The 19,172-nt window shown below is 60.1% G+C and carries 19 protein-coding genes; 7 read left to right on the top strand and 12 right to left on the bottom strand.

Features of this window, described 5'->3' with window-relative positions; all coding sequences use genetic code 11:
* The first annotated feature begins 53 nt into the window (after positions 1-53).
* Genes zur through ACB034_RS14725 form a run of 3 tightly spaced genes read left to right on the top strand, consistent with a single transcriptional unit; the run spans position 54 to position 1,196 of the window.
* Complete coding sequence (gene zur, locus ACB034_RS14735) at positions 54-512, top strand: zinc uptake transcriptional repressor Zur (RefSeq protein WP_026457366.1); 459 nt, start codon at positions 54-56, stop codon at positions 510-512.
* Positions 502-963: a chemotaxis protein CheX gene (locus ACB034_RS14730; RefSeq protein WP_026457367.1), complete on the top strand. Its 462-nt coding sequence runs from the start codon at positions 502-504 to the stop codon at positions 961-963. The genes zur and ACB034_RS14730 overlap by 11 nt, the downstream gene beginning before the upstream one ends.
* Before the next feature lie 5 nt (positions 964-968).
* Positions 969-1,196: a hypothetical protein gene (locus ACB034_RS14725; RefSeq protein WP_042026626.1), complete on the top strand. Its 228-nt coding sequence runs from the start codon at positions 969-971 to the stop codon at positions 1,194-1,196.
* A gap of 83 nt (positions 1,197-1,279) precedes the next feature.
* On the opposite strand, the gene brnQ is transcribed toward ACB034_RS14725, so the two are convergent.
* Complete coding sequence (brnQ, locus tag ACB034_RS14720; RefSeq protein WP_082791903.1) at positions 1,280-2,587, bottom strand: branched-chain amino acid transport system II carrier protein; 1,308 nt, start codon at positions 2,585-2,587, stop codon at positions 1,280-1,282.
* Positions 2,588-2,778: 191 nt separating this feature from the next.
* On the bottom strand, positions 2,779-3,489 hold the full coding sequence (locus tag ACB034_RS14715; RefSeq protein WP_216993079.1) for a tRNA1(Val) (adenine(37)-N6)-methyltransferase: 711 nt from the start codon (positions 3,487-3,489) through the stop codon (positions 2,779-2,781).
* Between the two features lie 119 nt (positions 3,490-3,608).
* Here ACB034_RS14715 and srmB point away from each other — a divergent pair, with 119 nt between their 5' ends.
* Positions 3,609-4,835 (top strand): ATP-dependent RNA helicase SrmB, encoded by a 1,227-nt coding sequence (gene srmB, locus ACB034_RS14710; RefSeq protein ID WP_371173133.1) that lies wholly within the window; start codon positions 3,609-3,611, stop codon positions 4,833-4,835.
* Between the two features lie 69 nt (positions 4,836-4,904).
* Here the strand turns inward: srmB and ACB034_RS14705 are convergent, their stop codons facing one another.
* Genes ACB034_RS14705 through rnr form a run of 4 tightly spaced genes read right to left on the bottom strand, consistent with a single transcriptional unit; the run spans position 4,905 to position 9,133 of the window.
* Positions 4,905-5,360, bottom strand: a complete 456-nt coding sequence (locus ACB034_RS14705; RefSeq protein WP_201981034.1) for a GNAT family N-acetyltransferase — start codon at positions 5,358-5,360, stop codon at positions 4,905-4,907.
* 56 nt (positions 5,361-5,416) lie between these two features.
* The gene (locus ACB034_RS14700; protein ID WP_371173154.1) at positions 5,417-5,983 is read right to left on the bottom strand and encodes a Crp/Fnr family transcriptional regulator; all 567 of its coding nucleotides are present in this window, start codon (positions 5,981-5,983) and stop codon (positions 5,417-5,419) included.
* Between the two features lie 4 nt (positions 5,984-5,987).
* Positions 5,988-6,737, bottom strand: a complete 750-nt coding sequence (rlmB, locus tag ACB034_RS14695) for a 23S rRNA (guanosine(2251)-2'-O)-methyltransferase RlmB (RefSeq protein ID WP_371173132.1) — start codon at positions 6,735-6,737, stop codon at positions 5,988-5,990.
* A complete protein-coding gene (gene rnr / locus ACB034_RS14690; protein ID WP_371173131.1) occupies positions 6,734-9,133 on the bottom strand; it encodes a ribonuclease R in 2,400 nt (799 codons plus the stop codon). Before rnr ends, rlmB begins: the two co-directional genes overlap by 4 nt.
* 133 nt (positions 9,134-9,266) lie before the next feature.
* Between rnr and ACB034_RS14685 the strand changes: the two genes are divergently transcribed.
* A complete protein-coding gene (locus ACB034_RS14685; protein ID WP_042026641.1) occupies positions 9,267-10,289 on the top strand; it encodes a GGDEF domain-containing protein in 1,023 nt (340 codons plus the stop codon).
* Positions 10,290-10,409: 120 nt separating this feature from the next.
* Here ACB034_RS14685 and ompA read toward each other — a convergent pair whose 3' ends face one another.
* Together ompA and ACB034_RS14675 are read right to left on the bottom strand one after the other, a co-directional pair.
* Positions 10,410-11,444, bottom strand: coding sequence for a porin OmpA (gene ompA / locus ACB034_RS14680; RefSeq protein WP_371173130.1), 1,035 nt, complete (start codon positions 11,442-11,444; stop codon positions 10,410-10,412).
* 282 nt (positions 11,445-11,726) lie between these two features.
* Entirely contained in the window at positions 11,727-12,737 is a 1,011-nt protein-coding gene (locus ACB034_RS14675) for an SGNH/GDSL hydrolase family protein (protein ID WP_371173129.1), read from the bottom strand.
* Positions 12,738-12,987: 250 nt separating this feature from the next.
* On the opposite strand from ACB034_RS14675, the gene ACB034_RS14670 reads away from it, so the two are divergent.
* Positions 12,988-13,368 carry a YgiW/YdeI family stress tolerance OB fold protein gene (locus tag ACB034_RS14670; protein WP_042070422.1) on the top strand — a complete coding sequence of 127 codons (381 nt, stop codon included), beginning with the start codon at positions 12,988-12,990 and terminating at the stop codon, positions 13,366-13,368.
* A gap of 69 nt (positions 13,369-13,437) precedes the next feature.
* Here ACB034_RS14670 and mltC read toward each other — a convergent pair whose 3' ends face one another.
* The 3 genes from mltC to mutY form a co-directional block, all read right to left on the bottom strand.
* A complete protein-coding gene (mltC, locus tag ACB034_RS14665; protein WP_026456201.1) occupies positions 13,438-14,541 on the bottom strand; it encodes a membrane-bound lytic murein transglycosylase MltC in 1,104 nt (367 codons plus the stop codon).
* 83 nt (positions 14,542-14,624) lie between these two features.
* The gene (locus ACB034_RS14660; protein WP_042026645.1) at positions 14,625-14,897 is read right to left on the bottom strand and encodes an oxidative damage protection protein; all 273 of its coding nucleotides are present in this window, start codon (positions 14,895-14,897) and stop codon (positions 14,625-14,627) included.
* Entirely contained in the window at positions 14,894-15,958 is a 1,065-nt protein-coding gene (mutY, locus tag ACB034_RS14655) for an A/G-specific adenine glycosylase (protein ID WP_371173128.1), read from the bottom strand. The genes ACB034_RS14660 and mutY overlap by 4 nt, the downstream gene beginning before the upstream one ends.
* A 241-nt stretch (positions 15,959-16,199) precedes the next feature.
* Here mutY and ACB034_RS14650 point away from each other — a divergent pair, with 241 nt between their 5' ends.
* A complete protein-coding gene (locus ACB034_RS14650; RefSeq protein ID WP_371173127.1) occupies positions 16,200-17,438 on the top strand; it encodes a multifunctional CCA addition/repair protein in 1,239 nt (412 codons plus the stop codon).
* A 127-nt stretch (positions 17,439-17,565) separates the two neighbouring features.
* Here the strand turns inward: ACB034_RS14650 and ACB034_RS14645 are convergent, their stop codons facing one another.
* Entirely contained in the window at positions 17,566-19,164 is a 1,599-nt protein-coding gene (locus ACB034_RS14645; protein WP_371173126.1) for a BCCT family transporter, read from the bottom strand.
* Positions 19,165-19,172: the final 8 nt, after the last annotated feature.

Below are 19,172 nucleotides of genomic sequence, written 5' to 3'. Positions count from 1 at the left end.
CATGCGGGGCCCTGTGATAGTATCCGCCTAATAGAAAGGGTATTTGCGCGATCATGAATCAAGACCAACTTTTACAACGGGCCGAACGACTCTGTATACAAAGAGGGATCCGCTTCACCCCGACCCGTCGCCAGGTGTTTCGCCTGCTGGCGGCCCACGGCAATGCCATCAGCGCCTACGACCTGCTGGCCCAGCTGCAACAGACGGAAGCCAATGCCAAGCCCCCCACCGTCTACCGGGCACTCGATTTTCTGCTCGAACAGGGGTTTGCCCACAAGGTGGAGTCGCTCAACGCCTTTATCTTCTGCTGTCACTTCGATCACGCCCATCCGATGCAGTTGCTCATCTGCGACCAGTGCGGGGATGTGGTGGAGCTGCATGATGCGGCCATCGACAGCGCGTTTTCAGAGCAGGCCCACCAGCATGGCTTTACTATTACCAATAAGACAATTGAGGCACATGGCCAATGTGCTCGCTGTACGCCCACTGTAGGAAGTCATCATGAAGGCTGATTTTGTAAACCCGTTCCTGCTCTCTCTGCTCAATGTGCTCTCGACCATGGCACAGCTGGAACTCAAACCGGGCAAACCGAAACGCAAGATGGATGAACTGGCCCGTGGCGATGTTTCCGGCCTCATCGGCATGGTGGGTCCGCAGACCCGCGGCTCCCTCTCCATCAGCTTCGAGAAGGGGCTGGCGCTGGAAATCATGCGCCGAATGCTGGGTGAAGCCCCTGCCAACATCAACGAGGAAGTGACCGACATGGTAGGCGAAATCACCAACATGGTCACCGGTGGCGCCAAGCGCATGCTGGGTGAGAAGGGTTACGAGTTCGACATGGCCACCCCCATCATAGTATCAGGCCCCAACCACACCATCTCCCACCGCGCCGACGGCACCAAGATCATGATGCCCTTCGAATCCGAATATGGCCGTGCCACCATCGAAATCTGCTTCGAGTAACCTCTATGTGGAAAGCACTGAAATGGATTTTCATCTGCTGGGCCCTGCTGCTGATCCTCTCCGATATCCAGATCAGCACCTCGCTCTACAAGTACGAGGATAACCGGGTGGTGATCAACTTCCCCCGCTGGCAGGCCCAAAAACCCTGGGGCACCTTCGAGTGGCACGCCGGACGGGTGGCTGCCCACTGGTATGGCATGGATGGCAAACCCGAAACGGGCCCAAGGATCTGACCCTCCCAACCGGTCAGGTTCAAAAACCAGACAACAAAAAGGCCAGCTGATGCTGGCCTTTTTGTTTATTTCAGTGACGAGGTTCAGGCGGCTTCGGCAGCCAGCTTCTCGCTCGGACGTACCACCATGCCCACCACGCAGGCCAGCAGGGTCGGCATCAGCCAGGCCAGGCCCTTGTCGAACAGCGGCAGGAAGGCAAAAGCATCCATCTTCATGCCGGCAGCACCCAGACCATCCAGGCAGCCGAATAGGAAGGCGACGATCAGCACACCGCGGAACACCAGGCGGGGACGGCCGAAGTAACCTTTCAGGAAGGTGACCAGCACCAGGGCCACGGCCACCGGATAGATGGCAACCAGTACGGGGATGGAGAGGCTGATGAGCTGGCTCAGACCCACGTTGGCTACCACGGCACAGATGGCACCCAGCAACACCACCAGTTTCTTGTAAGCCATACCGGTCAGGTTATGGAAGAAATCGGAGCAGGCGGAGATGAGGCCGACCGCAGTGGTGAAACACGCCAGAGTGATGATGGCTGCCAGAATGAACTGACCCGGCTGGCCGAACAGGCTCAGCACGTAGGCGTTGACGATGGCGCCGCCGTTGCTGACGTCAGTCGCCACGCCCGCAGCGGTATTACCCAGCTGGAACAGGGAGACATACACCACGGACAGACCCACGGCCGAGATCAGGCCGGCGATGGCCAGATACTTGAACTGACCCTGATAGTCATTGATGCCCTTCTGGCGCAGCAGATCCACGATCAGCGCACCGAACATCAGGGAAGCCAGGGTATCCATGGTGTTGTAGCCTTCCAGGATCCCCTTCACGAAGGGGCTGTTCTGGTAGTCACCGGTTGCATCAGGCATGGCGCCTTGCGGGGCGGCAAAGACACCGATGGCCAGCGCCAGCAGCAGCACCATCAGCACCGGAGTCAGGAACTTGCCGATGGCATCCATCAGCTTGCCCTGGTTCAGGGAAACCACGATGGCCAGCCCGAAGAAGATCACGGTATAGGCGGCAAGGCCGGCCTGACCCATGTCACCGATGAAGGGCTTGAGACCCATCTCGTAGGCTACCAGGCCAGTACGGGGAGCGGCAAAGGCCGGACCAATGATGATGTAGATGGCGACGGCCAGCGCGGTCGCCACACCGGCAGGCAGCAGCTTGGTCATGCCGGCCCAGCCATTACCGGCCTTGGCCACGGCAATGATGGTGATGAGTGGCAGACCGACCGCGGTCACCAGGAAGCCCAGCATCGCCAGAGAGAGATGCTCACCGGCCATGTAACCGGCCAACGGCGGGAAGATGATATTACCGGCGCCCAGATAGAAGGCGAAGGTCATAAACCCCAATCCGAGTACATCGGACAATGTGAGTGATTTCGTCAAGTTCAACCTCGTCTGTCTTGTAACTTATTGCTTGTTATAGTTTTTATCGGTCGCTGACCGGGTGTGTTCAGGTAGGTAAAAAAAAGAGCGCCGCGTGTTTTTTCATCACAACCAGTGATTTTCGCTGGTCTGGAGCGGGCGCTCGATCTGCAACCAGCATAATGGCGTGAAAAAATAGTTCAAGACGAAATTTACATCTTCAAATAGAAGGGGCTGGTCAGTTGGATGTATCTGTCGGAATAGGTTCCATCAGCAGAATGGATCACAATTTCACCCCTATCACACCTGTTTAATCCTCTGCCAAGCCGCAATAAAACACGATTTGCCTCTTTTCCAGCCCTGGTGATAACAGCTGTATAACAAACGGCATGCAGATCATAATCTGCCGAAATGCATAAAATTTCATCCGCCATGGCGGTCGGTACAATCAGCGCCAATTCACCGGAAGGCGCCAGCAGACGGTTGCTTGCTGCCAGCAATCCATGGCTGTCGAGGGCACCGGTATGACGGGCCAGCGCCCGCGCCGGATCGCTGAATGCCTGGCCTGCCACGAAGTAGGGGGGGTTCGAGACGATGAGATCATAAGGCGCGGCCTGATACTCCTGAATGGCGCTCTCAATGACCTTGATGCGCGCCGCCCAGGGGGAGGCAGTCACATTGTCTCTGGCCTGGTTCACCGCATTATTATCCAGCTCGACCGCATCGATGACGCAGTCAGATCTGCTGCGCTGGGCCAACATCAGTGCGATCAGACCGCTGCCGGTCCCGATATCCAGCACCCGGCGGACGTTGGCGACCGGAGCCCAGGCTCCCAGCAAGATGCCGTCCGTGCCGACTTTCATGGCACAGCGGTCATGATCGACATGGAACTGCTTGAAGGTAAATCCGCGGCTACGCCCCATCTGGCCCCCGTCATCAGAAAAAATGGTGGGGGATTATAGCGGCTAACCCACTCTCGCCATAGGAGCCGACGAGATAATCGCCTATAATCTGTCGTTTCCTTAAATGACCGAGTATTGCCATGAGCCAGTCCTTTGATGATTTCGACCTGCATCCCGCCCTCAACCGGGCCTTGGCCGAGATGGGATTCACCCGCCCCACCACCATCCAGCAGATGGTGCTGGAGCCAGCCCTGGACGGCCGCGATATTCTGGCATCCGCACCAACCGGTACCGGCAAGACGGCTTCCTTCCTGCTGCCGGCGCTCCAGCACCTGCTGGACTTCCCGCGCCGCAAGCCGGGCCCCTGCCGCATGCTGGTGCTGACCCCGACCCGCGAACTGGCCCTGCAGGTGACCGCCCACGCCAAGGCGCTGGCGGCCCACACCAGCCTCAGCATCGAAACCATCATCGGTGGCGTCAGCCATGAAGAGCAGCTGCCGGCCCTGACCAAGACCACCGACATCGTGGTCGCCACCCCGGGTCGCCTGCTCGAGTACATCGAGAAAGAGGAGTTCGAGAGCCACGACATCGAGGTACTGGTGCTGGACGAAGCGGATCGCATGCTGGACATGGGCTTTATCAAGGATGTGAACCGCATCGTGGAAGAGGCTCGCTATCGCAAGCACACCATGCTGTTCTCCGCCACCCTGGAAGGGGCTGGCCTTGAGAAGTTCGCCAGCGAGATCCTCAAGGATCCGGTAGAGCTGCATGCCGAACCGCCGCGCAGCGAACGTCGCCCCATCACCCAGTGGATCCATCTGGCTGACGACGCCGCCCACAAGCTGGCCCTGCTGGTGCACATCCTGAAAAACCCGGAAACCCAGAAGGCCATCATCTTCGTCAAGACTCGTGAGCGGCTGGCGGAGCTCTCCGGCCAGCTGCAGGCAGCCGGTGTCTCCTGTGCCTGGATCCGCGGCGAGATGGAGCAGAGCAAGCGCATCGAGTCGATCCGCAAGTTCCATGAAGGGGAAGTGCCCTTCCTCATCGCCACCGACGTGGCCGCCCGCGGCATCGACCTGCCAAACGTCAGCCATGTCATCAACTACGACATGCCCTACGGCGCCGATGTCTATGTTCACCGCATCGGCCGTACCGGTCGCGCCGGCAACCGTGGCTGTGCCATCAGCCTGGTGGAAGCCCACGACATGGCCATGGTCGCCAAGATCGAGCGCTACACCGAGGAGCGCCTCAAGCGTCGGGTGATCGACGAGCTTCGCCCTAAGCACAAAGAGGCGCGGGTGCCGGTGAAGAAGAAAAAGCCGGCCGAGGCCAAGAAAAAAGCAGCCAAGAAGAAAAAGAAGAAGTGATCGCTGCCAGATAAAAGAGAAGGGCCATCCCGCGGGATGGCCCTTCTGCGTTCTCTGACAAGGGCGCTGTTACGCGACTGACTTGCGCATACCCATATGGGGAATATCGTCCTCCAGATACCCCTCTCCCTCGGCCACGAAACCGTGTTGGCCATAGAAGCCCTGCAGATGGGCCTGTGCCCCCAGCCAGATGCTGTGGGCTGGCCAGCGCGTCTCGCACGCCTTCACCGCCTCGCCGATCAGCTGATGGCCGAGGCCATCGCCCCTTGCCCTCGGCGACGTAACGACCCGGCCGATGGCGGCGCCGCTGTCATCCCCGATCCCGGGCGCCATGATCCGGGCATAGGCGGCCAGCAGATCCCCGCGATAACCGAGCAGATGCCACACTCCCTCGCGGCGATCCAGTCCATCCAGATCCTGGAAGGGGCAGGTCTGCTCCACCACGAACACCTCGGCGCGCAGGGCCAGCAACTCGTACAACTCATCAGTGGTCAGTTCAGACCAGGGCTTCAGGATCCAGTTCATCAGAAACTCCATCTCGATTCGAACGGCCAGCATAATCCGGGCACAGCCAGCCGGCATTAACCTTTGTTAAGTGCTTTCAGCCGTTTGCGAATGCGGCTCAGGCTGATGGGGGTGATACCGAGGTAGGCGGCGATCAGGTGATCCGGCACCCTGGCCTCCAGCGCGGGAAAACTGCGCAAAAAGTGCTGATAGCGTGCCTGGGGACTTTCGGTCAGGAGCAGCAGCTCCTTCTCCTCCTTGATGCGCAATTGCACCTCCAGCAGATGCCGGTACCAGTCTGGCCAGCAGGAGAGCTGGCGCAGATCGGCCAGCTGGAACAGCTGCAACCGGCAGGGCTCCAGCGCTTCCACGCTGTAGCGGGTCGGCTCACCGCTCAGCAGGTGGTGAAAGTCGAGAAACTCGTCCCCCTCCCAGTAGAACTCCTTGATGCACTCGCGGCCATCCGCCAGCACCACTCGGGCCCGCAGCAGCCCCTGTTCCACCCTGACCAGCAGATCCGGGTTGTCCCCTGCATGCCAGAGGTAGTTTTTGGGGGCAAGCGTCAGCGAGCGGGCAAAAGAGAGGAGGCGCGCGGCCTCCTGCTCATTCATGACCTGCTCCCGGCGAAAGGGAGGTCTGTCCATCATGTCAGGCACGGCGCTGACGCACGGCTTCGAACAGGCAGACGCCGGTCGCCACCGAGACGTTGAGGCTGGATACCGCCCCCGCCATCGGGATGCTCACCAGCTCGTCGCAGTGCTCGCGGGTGAGGCGACGCATGCCCTTGCCTTCGGCCCCCATCACCAGCGCCATCGGGCCGGTCAGCTTGGCCTGATAGAGGTCGTGATCCGCTTCACCGGCGGTGCCGACCAGCCAGACGCCACGCTCCTGCAGCTCGCGCAGGCTACGCGCCAGGTTGGTGACCTGAATGAGCGGCACCACTTCGGCGGCACCACAGGCGACCTTGCGCACGATCGGGGTCAGCCCGGTGGCCTTGTCGCGCGGCACTACGACCGCGTGCACACCCGCCGCATCGGCGCTGCGCAGGCAGGCGCCGAGGTTGTGCGGATCGGTCACCCCGTCCAGCACCAGCAGGAAGGGGGCGGTCTCTTGCACCGCCAAGCCGTCCAGCAGGCTGGCCAAATCGTGTTCGGTCAGCTTGGGCGCCTCCTTCACCCGGGCCATGATGCCCTGGTGATTGTTGCCCTCTGCCTTGTCATCAAGGGTCTTGCGGTTCACGCTCTGCACCTTGAGGCCGAGCGCATCCAGCTCCGCCAGCAGGGGCTGCAGCCGCTCATCGTCACGACCCTTGAGGGCCCACACCTCGATGAAACGCTCGGGGGTGCGCTCCAGCAGCGCGGATACAGCGTGAATGCCGTAGATCAGTTCAGTACTCATTTAGTGCTCTTGGCCTTGTCGCGAGCTTTTTTGCCCGGTCGTCTGTTGCTGGGTTTGGCACGGCCGCCCTTGGCAGGTTTGCCGCTATCCTTGCCCTCTTTCTCTTTGCGCTTTTCGTGGCGCTCGGCGCTCTTGGCCTTCTCCTTCTTGATCTCGGCCATCTTGCGAACCGCCTGCTTGGCGTTCTTGCCGGTGATCTTGAGGGGCTCTTCCACCATCACGAAGTCAATCTTGCGATCGTCCAGGTTCACGCCCATCACCTTGACCCGCACCTTGTCACCAAGACGGTAGCGGCGGCGGAAGTTCTCGCCGATCAGCTGCTGGTGCAGCGGGTCGAACTGGTAGTAGTCGTTGGTGAGGGTGCTGACGTGCACCAGACCGTCGATGTGGATCTCGGCCAGACGCACGAAGAAGCCAAAGCCGGTGACGCTGGCGATGACGCCATCAAACTCGTCACCCACGTGATCCAGCATGTACTCGCACTTGAGCCAGTCGGCCACGTCGCGAGTGGCGTCATCGGCGCGGCGCTCGGTCATGGAGCAGTGCTCGCCCATCGGATCCACTTCTTCCAGCTGGTAGTGGTAGCCACCGCTCGGAGTCCACTTGTGGCGCAGGTTGCCCTGCTGCTCCTTGGCGGTCTGATACTTGATCGCCCGGTGCAGGATGAGGTCGGGATAGCGACGGATCGGCGAGGTGAAGTGAGCATAGGACTTCAGCGCCAGACCGAAGTGGCCGATGTTGTCGGCCTGATAGATGGCCTGACGCATGGAGCGCAGCAACATGGTGGAGAGCAGCTCCGCATCCGGGCGCCCTTCAAACTTGGCGGCCAGGTCGGCGAAATCTTTCGGCTCGGGCTCCAGGCCCCCCTTGAGCTCCAGGCCCAGCTCGGCCAGGAAGTCACGGAAGCCGGTGAGGCGCTCTTCACCCGGGCGGTCGTGCACCCGGAACAGGGCGGCGGCCTCGTTCTTCTCGATGTAGCGGGCGGCAGCCACGTTCGCCTGGATCATGCACTCTTCGATGATCTTGTGGGCGTCGTTGCGCACCAGCGGTACGATGCGGTCGATCTTGCGCTGGGCGTTGAAGATGAAGCGGGTCTCTTCGCTCTCGAACTCCACCGCACCGCGCTGATGGCGGGCATGCTTGAGCGCCTTGTAGAGGTTGTTGAGCTCCTCGATGTGGCCCACCAGCGGCTCGTACTGCTGACGCAGCTTGGGATCGCCATCCAGGATCGCCGCCACCTTGGTGTAGGTCATGCGGGCATGGGAGTTCATCACCGCTTCATAGAACTTGTAGCCGGACATGCGGCCGGCGGCGGAGATGGTCATCTCGCACACCATGCAGAGGCGGTCAACCTGCGGGTTGAGCGAGCAGAGGCCGTTAGAGAGCACCTCCGGCAGCATGGGCACCACGAACTCAGGGAAGTAGACGGAGTTGCCGCGCTGGTAGGCCTCGGTATCGAGGGCCGTGCCCGGCTTCACGTAGGCGGAGACGTCGGCGATGGCGACCCACAGGCGCCAGCCGCCACCGCGCTTGGCTTCACAGAAGACGGCGTCATCGAAGTCGCGGGCATCTTCCCCGTCGATGGTGACCAGCGGCAGGGCGCGCAGGTCGATGCGTCCCTCTTTGGCCTTCTCCGGCACCTCTTCACCCAGACCGGCGACCTCTTTGGTCACCTCCTCTGGCCAGGTGTGGGGAATGCCGTGAGTACGCAGGGCGATCTCGATCTCCATGCCGGGCGCCATGTTCTCACCCAGCACCTCCAATACGGTACCGACTGCGTTGAAACGGGCGGTGGCGCGCTGGTTGATGCGCACGACCACGACCTGGCTCTGGCGCGCGCCCTTGTTCTCCCCTTCCGGGATGATGATGTCTTGGCCGATGCGGCTGTCGTCGGGTACCACGAAACCGACACCGTTTTCGACAAAGTAACGGCCGACGATGTCCGCCTCGCGGGCCTTGAGCAGGCGCACCAGACGCGCCTCCTGACGGCCTTTGCGGTCGATCTCGGTCGGCTGCACCAGGGCGTAATCGCCATGCATCAGGCGCTGCATCTCGCGGTTATTCAGAAACAGATCCGGACCACCACCTTCCGGACGCAGAAAACCGAAGCCATCTTTGTGGCCGAGCACATAGCCTTTGACCAGATTCAGACGATCCGGCAGGGCGTAACATTGGTTGCGGGTGAATACCAGTTGCCCGTCGCGCTCCATGGCGCGCAGGCGACGACGCAAGGCTTCCAACGGCTCTTCATCGGTCAGCTTGAGGACCTTGGCCAACTCTTCACGGGACATGGGCTTTTCATGGCCCTTGATGAGGTCAAGAATCAGCTCTCGGCTGGCGATGGGATTCTCGTATTTTTCGGCCTCGCGTTCGAGGAAAGGATCTTTTTGAGACATAAGCAGGCCTTAGGATTGGTGGTAACGGTGCCATTATATCGGAGGGGGGGGCGAATGGCATCCATCGGCTGCCTTTTGGCCACTCTCTCTGTCATACTCTCCTCAGTTTGCCGGTATGTGAGACACAGAACTCATGAGTAAGGACACCTTTGCCCAGTCAGCCGCCTATCTCAAACAGGCGGTTCCCCTGATGATCAAGTACCAAATCCCCACCACACCTGACAATTATCATCTCTGGTACAACTATGTGTCGGCCAGCATGCCCGAGCTCAACCAGGCCATCGATCAGGCCATCAAGCTGCAGGGCACCTGCTCGCTGACCACCTGCGAGCGCCTCTATCACCAGCACCTCGCTGCCCAGGATGAACAGCAGATGGAGGCGATGAAACTCAGCCTCGCCGCCATGGCCAACGAGCTGGGCCACTCGATGCAGGATGCCATTTCTGATACCGGCCTGTTTCAGGAGATGCTCGACAAGAGCTTCGACAAGCTGAGCAAGATCGACGACGAGGGGCTGAGTCTGGAAGACACCATGGGGATCCTGCGGGATCTGGTGCGCGAATCCCGCGATGTGCGCATGTCCACCATGCACTTTCGCAACCAGCTCAGCAATGCCGAGAAAGAGATCAAGGAGCTGCGCGAGGCGCTCAACGAGACTCGAAAACTGGCCAACGAAGACGCCCTCACCAATCTGCTCAACCGGCGCGCCTTCGATTTCGAACTGGAAGGATTGATTCGCAGCAAGCACCCCTTCTCGCTGATCCTGGCCGATATCGACAGGTTCAAGAACTTCAATGACGAGTATGGCCACTTGCTGGGGGATCAGGTGCTGCGGGCTTTCAGCAAGCGGCTACGCGATGCCTGCAAGGAGGGGGTGACGGCCTATCGCCTCGGCGGCGAGGAGTTTGCCCTGCTGGTGCCCCATCGCAATCTGGCACTCAGCAGGCAGATGGCGGAAAGCATCCGGCGCGCCATCGAGCGTATGTCGGTACTGGACCGCAAATCTGGCCGTCGCATCGACCACATCACCGCCTCATTCGGGGTGGCGGAGCACAATGGTCAGGAGGGTGTCGACAGCCTGGTCGAACGCACCGACAAGATGCTCTACAAGGCCAAGGATCTGGGCCGCAACCGGGTAATGCCGCTCCCGTCCTGATGTCTTGCCATCTGCTCGTCACTATCAACAAAAAAGCCAGTCAATTGAATTGACTGGCTTTTGGCTATTCAATATGAGGCTGCTCGCACAGCCCCGCTAGTTCGGGTCAGGATCAGGAAATTACTCCTGAACCTCGGCCACCCCTTCCACCTTCACTTCCACACGACGGTCCGGTGCCAGACAGACGATCAGATCGCGCTTGGACTTGCTGACGCAGCTGTCCCCAGTGACCGGTGAGGACTCGCCACGACCTTCCACATTGACCTTGGAGGCGGGAATACCCTTGCCGACCAGGTAGTTGGCTACGCTCTGGGCACGCTGCTCGGAGAGCTTCTGGTTATAGGTATCGGAACCGATACGGTCGGTGTAACCGATCACGGTCGCCACCCCATCCTTGGGTCGGGCCTCCTCAATCTGGCTATAGAGGGAGTCCAGCGCCTGACCCGCTTCCGGCTTCAGAGTGGCCTTGTTGAAGTCAAACAGCACATCGGAGCTCAGGGTGAACTGCTTCTCGACCATCACGGGCTCGGGCGCCGGCTCGGGCGCTGGTGCAGCAACCACGGGAGCGACCTGACCGAAGCGGTAAACGGCACCCAGTGAGAGCAGGCCGTTGTCCATGCGCACACCCGTGTCTTCACGGCTGCCATAAGGTGTTGAGTATTGATATTCGAGGCGGGCGGCCCAGTCACGGTTGAAGGCGTACTCAGCACCCAAGGCACCGACGACGACGAAGCGGCTGTCACTGTCGAAACGTTCGCTGTCAGCCCAACCATAACCACCACCGATACGACCGTAGAGATCCAGGCTCTCGGTGACCGGGAAACCCAGCTTCAGGGTCAGCTGAGCCAACTGGGACTTCACGCTATCGCCAAAGGCAGCCCCGGCGGCTGTGGTAGCGTCATACTTGTATTTGCCCAGGTAGTCATAACCCAGCTCGATACCCAGATTCTGGTTGACCTGATAACCGGCAAAAGCACCGGCACCCAGTGCATCGTTGGTTTCATCGCCAAGGGTAAAATTGTTGCTTTCATCAATGCCGTAGAAGTTGGACCAACCCAGCTTGGCACCGCCATACCAGGTGTTGTCTTGGCCTGCTGCCTGGGCATTGGCCGCGAGCAAGCCGGTAACCAACAAGGTAATCAATGACTTTTTCATGTTTTAGCCTCTGCAACTTTATGTAGGAGGGGTTACTTGATACCACCCCATCTTATGGGCACGACCACATCGACTGCGATCGCAGCATATTAACGTTAGTCCATTTTCAAGTGCTTGATACCAATTAACAAAAAACACCATAACCCAGAAACGTTCACAAACACAGCACAAGCGTCTGATTTTTAGACAAAGTTGTGACATGTAAACGGCACAGGAAAGGGAGCCATAAAAATGCGGGGCCAACATGATGTTGGCCCCGCACCGATGTTCACAGATCGCGGATCAGCGACGAATAAACTCGTAATGCTGTTCGATGAAGGCGGCGACCCGCTCCCCCATCGCCTTGTGCACTGTCGCGGTCGGGTGCACCTGATCCCAGAACATGTGTTCATCGCAGTTCCGGGCTGCCGCACTGCGGGCCGCTTGCGGGCTCACAACAGCCTGGGCCAGGATCGGGTTGCCGGCTACCGCCAGACGCTCTGGGACGCTCAAGGCTGGCGCCTCGCTCGTATCGGAGAAGGGCTTCCATAGATACCCGCCGCCATAGCAGGCGTGCTCGATGTCGCTCAGCCCGAATTTCTGGGGATCACCAACCATCTCGTCAAACTGCTTGTCCACTTCGAACATCTTGACGATGCCAAGGGGGGCCAGCTCGCGCGAGAGATTGAGCAGTCGCTGGTTGTGATAGCTGGCTACGTAGCGTACCTGATCCACTACCTTCATGCTGTTGGCGGATGGAGTTCTGCCCAGATCCGGGATGTTGAACAGCAGGATCTGCTGCGCCCCGTTGAGCACCAGTCGGTTGGATGCCAGGCGGATGGTCTCGATCACCCGATCGGCATCCTTCTCCTGATTCCAGCCATAGGCCAGATAGTCGTTGGCCCCCACCCAGATCACCACCAGATCGTCGGGACGCAAGCTGTCCTTCGCCAGGAACTGATCGATCTCGTAGTCGAGGTTGTTGATCACCTGATACTTGGGATCCCAGGCCCAGAAGTTGAGCCAGCCCAGCTTGTTGTAAGCTACCGCCGTCGCCCCACCTTCGGCTTCGTTAGCCAGCAGAAGCCCGGGGAAGTGTTCGTCACGCAACCGTTCCAACCAGACCGGGCCATTGCTGAAACGCCCCTCGTAATAGGGAGGGCTGGAGGGGAGATACCCCTTCATCTTCTTGTACATCTTGCCGGTGTCCGAAAGGCTGTCACCAAACATCACGATCCGGGAAAAGCTCGGGCGCTCCACCGCCTGAGCGGTCAGCGTCAGTAACCCCAATAAACAAACAAGCCATTTTTTCATATTGTTATTCTCATTGATTGAGCAGGCAGAGCCTGCAACTCGTCCTCAAGCCGCAACGACGTCGGGAATGCGTCGAACCAGCCCCTTACTAACCAGACGACAGATTACAGATTCAAATGAAATTGAATACGCCGAGCTGTGCGATTAAATCGATTGCGCTCTCATTCGTCGGCAAAAAGTGCCGTTCTTTCACGCTTGTTTCACGCCTGCCTCGCCAAAATGGCCCCATACCAACGACAGGAGCATAAAAATGAACAAAGCAAGCGTAATCGGACTGGTGGCCCTGATGTCTGTCTCTTCTTTCGCCATGGCGGCCTACACCGGCCCCCAGGAGCAGAACAAGGTTTCCGTCGCGCAACTGAAAGACTTGGCTGATGACAGCTGGGCCACCCTGGAAGGCAAGCTGGTCAAACACCTGGGCGACGAAAACTACCTGTTCCGCGATGCCAGTGGCGAGGTAGAAGTCGAAGTGGATCAGGACGTATGGCGTGGCGTCGAAGTGGGTCCGGACGACCTGATCCGTATCCGCGGTGAAGTGGACCACAGCTGGAACAAAACCGAGGTAGAAGTGGAATCATTGGAGAAGGTGGGCGCGGCTCCCCAGGCCAAAGGTGGCTTCATCGGTAAATAATGGCAACACCATGCCAGTCAGAACCAACAAGGGCGCTTGATATCAAGCGCCCTTTGTCGTTATTGCCGGTTATCCCGCCTGCCTGGCAAAGGAGCGTTTGAACCCCTTCTCGGCCTGATTGACCTTGTAGAGGTAACGGCGCGCCTCCGCCTTGGGATGCTGCTCGGTCAATACCTGATAGACAGCCTCCGGGGAGAGTTGGTTGATCCGGCCCGGCGCCGCCTTGCGATCGCTGGAGAAGGTGTTGAGCACACCGCCGGCGCCACCGTTGTAGGCGGAGATCACCGCATAGCGACGGGACTGGGGATCCTGAATATCCGCCAGATAGACGGTCTGCAGCAGGTGTAGATAGGCCGTACCCACATCTATGTTGTAGGCGGGATTGAACAGGTCTTCCCGAGTCGGCTGACCGCTCTTGCCCTTGACCCGCACATAGACATCGCGTCCAGCGGTGGCCGGGATCACCTGCATCAGGCCATAGGCGTTGGCATGGCTCACCGCATAGGGGTTGAAGCTGCTCTCCGTCTTGATCACCGCGTAGATCAGGCTCTCGGCAACACCGTACTTGCGGGATGCCTCCCGGATGATACTGGCGTACTTGTAGCCCCGTTTATCCTCATGGTTGGCCACCATGGGGATATCGATGAAGAAGATGTTGCGGATCCCCAGAGTGCGTTTCTTCATCGCCGTGTTGAGCAGATAGTCGGCATAGCGCTCGGCCCGCCAAGTGGAGCGGATCGGTTGCCCCTGGTTGTCCAGCACCTGCCCATAAAGAAACGGCTCGCCACCGGGCATGATCTCCCGATCCGAGTAGAGATCCACTTCCGCCGGATCGTCCGGCGTCAGCAGGGTTTCGATGATGGCGCGGCGCAGGTGGGCACGGGGCTCAATCCCGGAGACCGTCTCCACCATGATGTGACCGGTGGAAAAGTCGATGTGGGCCCGGCTCTTGTACTGATCCGTGTATTTGACGTAGTCAAACTTGCCCGCAAACAGCGCCTCCCGCCCCCATATCTCGTTCACGTTATGGGAAAGCGCGCTGATCATGTGTTCAAAACCGCGAATGTCCTTGCCGTTGACCAGATCATCATCGTCGCTCCCGCTGGGCTTGGGAGAGGATGAGCAGGCAGAGAGAAACAGCAAGGCACACAGCAGCCAAAGAATTCGGCCCATAGGATCCTCAAACCGGGCGGCCGGGCCGCCCGTCACTTATTGGCTTGTACCAGGAGGGGATAACCGTTTTACGCTCTCTCAGCTCACTGGCTGGGAGGGGTATAACCGTCGATCTGGACTTCACCCGCGTCAAACAGGTAGCTGACCATTTCTTTCTCCAGCAACTGGCGATGCTCGAGATTCATCATGTTGAGCTTCTTCTCGTTGATCAGCATCACCTGCTTCTTCTGCCATTCGGCCCAGGCTTCCTTGCTGATGTTGTCGAAAATCCGCTTGCCGAGCTCGCCCGGGTAGAGTTGGAAATCGAGACCCGGCGCCTCTTTCTTCAGACGTTGGCAAAATACGGTACGGCTCATGTTGACCTCTGTGGTTGTAAGTCCGGATAGGCGAGCAGGCGGGCCGTGGCGGCTGCCAGCCCCACCTGTGCAGGATGGCGTAAGTTATACCAGAGTCGGTTATCCGCTTCCATGAGACGCAGGGCCGGCGCCTTGTCCGTCTCTATCAGCAGCGGCTGTATATCGAGATGGAAGTGGCTGAATGTGTGGCGAAAACCCTCCAGCTCCCGATAACTGCTGCCATTGAGGCCCAGCCCCTGCAACACCCCGTCGCCCTCGGCCAGCGATGCCACCTGGGGGAAGCAATAAAGTCCGCCCCAGATCCCCTGTGGCGGACGTTTTTCCAGCAGCAACTCATCACCGTGGCGGATCAGCAGCATGATGCCGGTGCGCGCCGGAATGCTCTTCTTGGGCTTGCTGTTGGGGTAGTCGGTGGGCTTGCCCTGCGACAGCCCCTGGCAATCATCCCGCACCGGACAGCGCTCGCAAGCGGGCTTGCTGCGGGTACAGATGGTGGCCCCCATGTCCATCATGGCCTGGTTGTATTGGGCCACCCCCAACCTCGGGGTGAGGCGGGTCGCTATCTCCCACAGCTCGTTTTCCACCTGTTTCTGGCCAGGCCAGCCCGGCAGGGCAAGCCAGCGGGTGAGCACCCGCTTCACGTTGCCATCGAGAATGGCGTGGGGCTGCCCGAGGGAGAGGGAGAGCACGGCGCCAGCGGTGGATCGACCAATGCCCGGCAGGGCCACCACCTCGTCAAACTGCTCCGGGAAGACCCCCTGATGCTGATCGCGGATCTGCTGGGCCGCCTTGTGCAGATTGCGGGCCCTGGCGTAGTAGCCAAGACCGGTCCAGTGGTGCAGCACTTCGTCTACGGGGGCATCTGCCAGCGCTACCACATCGGGAAAGCGCGCCATAAAGCGCTGGTAATAGGGGATCACAGTGGCGACCTGGGTCTGCTGCAGCATGATTTCGGAGACCCAGACCCGATAGGGGGTCTTCTCCTGCTGCCAGGGCAGGGTCTTGCGGCCGTGGAGCTGGTACCAGTCCAGCACCCGGCTAGCGAAGGTTGATTGGTTCACATTGTTCTCATGTATCTGATATGAAAAGGAACTCTCCGGCTCCTTCGGCTCACCATATACCGACATGCCCTGCAACAGGCGACGGAGGGTATGGCGAGCGCTCATGTGTGCGGCAGGGTAAGGCCTCCCCCAGATGAAGTCAAAGCGCCGCAGAGGGATTTTTTCCCTCCCTCGCCCCCGGCAGCAAAGCCGCCGCAAAGACGATATACTCGGCCCCATCATTGCTGAAGAGGTACAGGGTTTGCAGACTTATCTGGTTGGGGGCGCAGTACGGGATCGGCTGCTGGGACTGGCGCAGGGCGACAGGGATCATCTGGTGGTGGGCGCCACCGTGGAACAGATGCTGGCGCTGGGGTTTACCCAGGTTGGTCGCGACTTCCCCGTGTTTCTCCACCCCAAGACCCAGCAGGAGTACGCTCTGGCCCGGACCGAGCGCAAGCAGGGCCAGGGCTACACCGGCTTCGTCTGCCATGCGGCCCCCGATGTGACCCTGGAGCAGGATCTGCTGCGCCGGGATCTCACCATCAATGCCATCGCTGAAGATGAAGAGGGTCAGCTCCACGATCCCTACGGCGGTATCCGGGATCTGGAAAATAGGCTGCTGCGCCACGTCTCCCCCGCCTTTGCCGAAGATCCCCTGCGCATCCTGCGGGTGGCCCGATTTGCCGCCCGCTTCCACACCCAGGGATTCGTGATTGCCCCCGAGACCCTGGCTCTGATGAGCGAGATGACGGCCGCCGGCGAGCTGGCCCACCTCACCCCGGAGCGGGTCTGGAAGGAGCTGGAGAAGGTGTTGCTGGGCCCGACAGCTCAGGTGTTCTTCGAGGTATTGCGCGAGTGCGGCGCCCTCAAGGCGCTGTTCCCCGAGCTTGACGCCCTGTTCGGGGTGCCCGCCCCCGCCAAGTGGCACCCGGAGATCGACACCGGCATCCACACCATGATGGTGCTGGCACAGGCCTGTCGCCTCTCCCCCGAACTGACGGTACGCTTCGCCGCCCTCTGCCACGACTTTGGCAAGGGGCTGACGCCCAAGGAGTTCTGGCCGAGCCATCACGGCCATGGCCAGAAGGGGCTACCCCTCATCCGCGACTTCTGCCAGCGCTTTCGGGTCCCCAACGAGTGCCGGGATCTGGCGCTGCTGGTGAGCGATCTGCACACCCACATCCATATCGCGTTTGAACTCAAGCCCGCCACCTTGCTCAAGGTGTTCGACAAGGCCGACGCCTGGCGCAGACCGGAGCGTTTCGCCCAGTTGCTCGATGCCTGCCGCGCCGATTTTCATGGTCGCACCGGCTTCGAGGAACGGGTCTATGCCGAGCCGGATTATGTGGCCGAGGCGCTGGCCGCCGCGCAAGCCGTGCCGGTGAAAGAGATTGTCGCGGCAGGCTTCAAGGGAGAGGAGATCAGGGCCCAGCTGGCCAAGCGGCGTACCGACGCCATCAGCCGGGTCAAGGATGAGTGGACCTTTATCGAGGAGTAAGGCTCCCGGCCACAACCACCCAATAAAAAGCGGCCGCACCGACGGTAAATTCCCACAGGGAAAACATCGTCGGTACGGCCGCTGCCGATGCAAAGGGGGCCTGAGCCCCCTTTGTCATATTCGCCCGTTAGGCCGGACCAATCCGGTCCAGCAGGCTCATATGGGTTGAGCCATCGTGGCGCTTGAGGTTTTGGCGATACTCGAACTGGCGCTGACTCTCCTGCTTGAGCCCCAGCATCAGCGAATAGCACATAGCCAGCATGATCACCGAGAACGGCAGCGCGGCTATGATGCTGGCCGCCTGCAGGGCAGCCAGTCCGCCCGATATCAGCAGGATGGCGGCTACCAAGCCCTCGCCCAGCCCCCAGATGGCGCGGTGCATCACGGGAGGATCCTGATCCCCGATGGAGAGCAGAGTCGTGATGACCAGGGTGCCCGAGTCACTGGAGGTGATGAAGTAGGTGCAGATCAGCAGGGTCAGCACCCCCTTGGCAATCCAGCCGAAGGTCTCCCAGTGCAGCAGATCCACCGTCTTGTAGAGCGCCAGGGTCACGTCCTGATTGACGGCCGCCACCACGCCACCATCGCCAAACAGCTCCAGATTCATGGCGGTGCCGCCAAACACGGTGAGCCACAGCATGCCGAGCAGGGAGGGTACCAGCAGGACGCCGAGCACGAACTCGCGAATGGTTCGGCCCTTGGAGATGCGGGCGATGAACATGCCGACAAACGGTGCCCAGGCGATCCACCAGCCCCAGTAGAAGGCGGTCCAGCTCGACTGCCAGGCCGAGGTGCCATTGGCTTCGGTGTTGGTCCAGAAGCTCAGCTGAATGATGTTCTGCAGGTAGTCACCGATATTCTGCACATACGCGTTGAGAATATAGGTGGTCGGGCCCAGCACCAGGAAGAGGCCGAGAATGAAAACACTCAGCCAGATGTTGAGCTCGGAGAGCAACTTGACTCCGCGCCCCACACCGGAGACGGCCGACAGGGTGGCCACCAGGCTGATGCCGCCGATCAGCCACAGCTGATTGGCCTGCGAGACTTCCATCCCGAACATCTGGTTGAGGCCGGTATTCATCTGGGAGACGCCAAGACCAAGGGAAGTCGCCACCCCGAACACTGTGCCGAATACCGCCAGCACGTCGGCGGCATGGCCCCAGAAACCGTAGATGCGATCACCGAGAATGGGATAGAGCACGGAACGGATCGCCAGCGGCAACTTGCGGCGGTAGCTGAAGAAGGCCAGCGACAGACCGACGATCACATAGATGGCCCAGGGGTGCAGGCCCCAGTGGAAGAAGGTGAGGCGCATGGCAACCTGAGCCGCCTCGGGAGTCATTCCCTCGGTGATGAAGGGGTTGTCCTGCAGGTGATACATGGGCTCGGCGATGCTCCAGAACACCAGTCCAATCCCCATGCCTGCACTGAACAGCATGGAAAACCAGGCAAAGTAGCCGAACTCCGGTACCTGGTCGTCGTCACCCAGCCGGATGTTGCCAAAACGGCTGAACATCAGATAGACAGCGAAGAACAGGAACAGGGCGACCACCAGAATGTAGTACCACTTGAACCCGGCAATGATCTGATCCTTGGCGCCGGTAAACCAGGCTGCGGCCGTATCGGGAACAAAGACCCCGAACAACAGAAACAGGGTGATGACGGTGAGTGCCGTCATGGCCATGGTGGGATTGAGGCCTTTCAACAGCCCTTTGCTTGCTCGCATCCAGCCTC

Source organism: Aeromonas sp. S18(2024) (assembly GCF_041402525.1).
Classification (GTDB): Bacteria; Pseudomonadota; Gammaproteobacteria; order Enterobacterales; family Aeromonadaceae; genus Aeromonas; species Aeromonas enteropelogenes.
Note: the sequence above shows the minus strand (reverse complement) of the source record. Positions and strands in the feature narration are given on the sequence as shown.